The sequence below is a fragment of the Endozoicomonas sp. ISHI1 genome (genome assembly GCF_024606225.1).
Lineage (GTDB): Bacteria > Pseudomonadota > Gammaproteobacteria > Pseudomonadales > Endozoicomonadaceae > Endozoicomonas_A.
In genome coordinates, this window is the sequence record NZ_JAGRPU010000099.1 from 1 (window position 1) to 3,942 (window position 3,942).

A 3,942-nucleotide genomic window follows, 5' to 3' on the forward strand; every position below is an offset into this window, starting at 1 on the left:
TACCCAGCTTCAGGTGGAAATTATTGCTTTTAAACCCGGCGTAGATACCCATAAAGCGGATTTCTGGTGCGCTGTATTCTGCTTCACTCCGGGGGCCATCCTGGTAGCTGGCGGCGTGGCCTGTTTGTACCTTCATTGCAATCATGAATAGCAGCGTTAAAAAGAGAAATTTTAACAGTCTTCTGTGACAAACAAGCATAGAGTTGACGTAGATCCCATTTGATAATTATTAATTTGTTAATCAGAGTTGACCTGTTAAACAACCGTTTTTATTTGTATTGATTGAATGAATTGTTCTGATTCCTATGGAGTCTGAGGAAAAATAGCAGTGGGTTCAGGATGTGGCAAGAATGGCTCTGTAGGTAATAGGCATAACAGTCAACGGGGTTTCTGTTGTAGTCAAAAATAGATGGAAAAGTTTACGATGGGACTTCTATTTCATTGGCTGTAAAGTTTTGGTACGGAATCCCGCAGCGCTGTTTCGTTGAAACCTCATTTTTCTGGTTAGAAAACTGCCGCTATTTATGGAAAAATACTGAGCGTAAACTGAACACAAGTCTTCAATTTACGCATTTGGGCTTCTTGTTACTCTTACTGAGTCAATTATGGACAACGTCTTAACGGCTTAGTATTTTTTTTTGTTTTAAAAGATGCTTCATATGGAAATCTGCATTATGTTTCTCTCCCAGAAGGCGGGCGGAATTGGCTGAGATCGAGTGAAAAAAGGCCAACCAGACAGAAAGATCTATGTCGTACTGTTTGAATGCGGTGCTCATGGCCTCCCGATTATCATCGTACATAACCGTTAGATCGGCGGTTGCCAGAAGTGTAAAAAAGGCTGTTTTCATTTGTTCATTTTTTTCAATCTTCTCAGCCATTACTGTATCCCAGAACAGGTTGCGTTCGTTGTCACAGCTGTCATCGAGGGTCTCGTAAGCCCATAAATAATAGTGAATCAAGGCTGATTTTGTGCGATGTTTCTTCAACAGAGCATTACTTATAGCCCCATAGTTCGGATGAGATTCCAGTTGGGGCAGATTGTAAATGAATTCGTCAAAGCCGGTTTGAGTTTGTGGTGTTTCCTGCAGCGCTTCAAACGACGTTATGAAGTCACTCCGGCTTAGCTCATAGCTTGTAATATTCTCTGATAATTGATCAATATCAGAGGCTCTTACCTCGGATGATATATCAAGTACTTCGGGTTTACCTATTATAAAAGCTTTGACAAGGCTTAAATATTTCTTGATGTTTTCTGGTCTGCCACTACTTTTGATTTCACTGTCCAGGAAAATACCATATTGTTCTGGTCTTTCTTTAATGCTTAGCTTTCTTATTTCCTCAAGTGGTTTCAGAAGTATTCTCTCAATACTATCTGGGTTATTTATTTTGGGGAATAACTCTTTTTCAGCTTCAGAGCCATCATTGCTGAACACAAACTGGATGTGGTAGTTTGTATTGGCAAGTAAAAAATATTTTGTGAGTATTGTCGGCCAGCCAGCCTGTGGGATATGCAGAAGGTTAAACCGTTCATTAGTAAAGATTCTGATGGCTGCTTCAGCCGCAAAACGTACTCCACACATAGAGCTCGCTATCAACCCGGGTAAAATTTCCGTAATAATCTTACCCGCTTCAATAAATAACTTTTCCTCCGGTTTTTTGGTCGATACGTATTGAATAACAGGCTTATAGATTGAGTCTTTTTGTTGGGGGGCTGATGTTTCGTCCTGATAATACTGATAGTGATTTGCTAGCCGCATAAACACCAGTGATTCCAGATAACCGCCATAATGGAAGCCAGTTATACGTGCTTTCATGAAATGTTCATAAGCACTCTCCAGAAAACTTTTGCGATCGGTTAATACTATCCGCCGGGAGTCAGAACTTATTTCCGCCTCAAGAAGCGTCAATCCAGCCAGGCAATTAATCCAGCCTGTCATCTGTAATGATTCATCATCTAATTTATTTTCATATTGCTTTAACTGCTGCATTAATTTCTGGTAGCCAACTTTTCTGGCTTGCTGAATAGCAAGAATAAAGATACCTTCGTCTCCATCTTTGAATTTTTTCAAGCTGGCACTGTCAAAGAAAGCAGAGTCGATGTCCTTTGGTATTAAATGACTATCATCCGTCTCGACTGGCATATGCCATATATGCTTTTCAAACCAATTGCGTTTTTTTTGCCAATCTTCTGAATGGCTCTGGAGTGTTTTTGCCTTTTCCGGATTTTCACCGATTCGCCTGATCGTGTACTCGTGAATCAGAAAAAAGACGTTGTACCATTGTGACTCATCCTTGGTAGCCAGTTCAGGAAACAAGCTAATTAACTTTGTTAGAAATTGTAAGTCATGGCCAAAATGATGGACGGTCAAACTGGCTTGGTCATTGAGGGGAAGGGCTTTAAGATGAGGAAAAACGGGCTTTTCTTCTGGTGATACATCAAGCAGATGAAAAGCAAGTTTTATGATATCTGCCAAAGCCCGATTCTCAGGATCAATATCCTTAGTGAGTTGCTCCTTTTTTTCTTTGAGGAATATGGCATTCAATGAACTTGGTGCAATAAAGTCCTGTAGAGAAAAACGCATGATAATTGGAGATAGATCCAGACTATAAAATTTAAGTAAGTCCATTCGACCCGTTGCAAGGCTCAGTACCAATCTTAATTTTACTTCTGCTTGCGTTTCTGCTGTATTGCCCCCTTTGACTTTCACTTCCTCTTCCTCTTCCTTTATCGCTTCCAATGACTCTCTTGCTTCCACTTTTTCGAATTTTTCTGCAACTGTTTTTGCTTTCGCTAACGCGATCGATGCCGTGTTTAATTCATCTACCGCTTTCGCATGCTCTTGTGTTTGCACACGAATTTCTGCTATTACTTGCTTTGCCTTTTGCGCTTTCACTGACGCAGTTTCCACTGCCGCTAGCACTGCTGCTATCGCTTCTGCGTGTTCATGCTGTTCGTATGGCAGATATAGGGGATTTATAAAAGTCTCGTCTATTCGAGCTAAAATAAGATCAACTGCACCATCAGAGCCTTTCGCCGGAAGTTGCTCCAAAAACTCTCTGAGTAGACGTATGGAAGGTGTTACTCTGCCTGGAATTTTGCTTTGTGGATTTTTTAGGTAGGTGTCTGCTTCAAACGCTAGTTTCAGTTCGAAAGGCTTGGGAATCAGCAATAGCCACTTTAGTAACACTCCGGTCAGAACCGCTGAATGCGACTCCGACTCTAATAAAATCTCAATAGACTGTGACACTCCGGAGAATGCAGAGGCACAGGCTGATAATGTTACCAGAAGCTCTCCTTTCGTGGCATATTCAAAAAACAGCAAGAGCATTCTGGCATAAGGGAAGTAGAAGTTTTCAGAATGCAAAATGGTCTCTTTTATCTTTTTGGCATTGAACATGACTTGCGGGCTAAACGACAACTCAATAGTTTTGTCATCATCTGACATTTTGGCCCTCATCATGGCCAGTGCCTTGAGAAAGTAGTAATAGCCCAGTCCCAGCTCGTTTGTTGGGTTTTTATTTTTTACTACAGCTTTTTTGAATGCCGAGATCTGTTTTTCTACCTGTTGTAAAAATTTTTCCGGATTTGCCTGAATTAATCTGACTTCCTTAATAATGTTGTTATCCAGTTGAAATAAATGTTGGGCATGTATTATTTTATTGAATACCTCATTTGATACTCTGATGCCCGGCTTCAAGTCTTTTGGTTGTCTGGCTGCGTTTACGGTTCTTTTTGCTTTTTCAGGATTTGCATCTGTTCCAGAAGTGAGTTGTGCCGTAGTGGTTAGAGAGGAGGAAGCTAATACTGGCACCGAAACCTCTTTGATTTGAACAAAATTCCTTGAAAGCAGTAAAGACCGGGCAAGAACCCAGTCTTTTATTAAATCGGGTCTCGATCTTTCAATCGTTTTATGGCTTATTTTGTCATGATGTTCATCGAAT

The 3,942-nt window shown here is 40.7% G+C and carries 1 protein-coding gene and 1 pseudogene; one reads left to right on the forward strand and one right to left on the reverse strand.

Annotated elements, in window-relative coordinates:
• Positions 1-465 precede the first annotated feature (465 nt).
• Positions 466-621 (forward strand): annotated as a pseudogene (locus tag KBW69_RS23145) (IS5/IS1182 family transposase); the annotation flags it as partial.
• Here the strand turns inward: KBW69_RS23145 and KBW69_RS23150 are convergent.
• Positions 618-3,812: a hypothetical protein gene (locus KBW69_RS23150; RefSeq protein ID WP_257282487.1), complete on the reverse strand. Its 3,195-nt coding sequence runs from the start codon at positions 3,810-3,812 to the stop codon at positions 618-620. The pseudogene KBW69_RS23145 and the gene KBW69_RS23150 sit on opposite strands and share 4 nt — an antisense overlap.
• Positions 3,813-3,942: the final 130 nt, after the last annotated feature.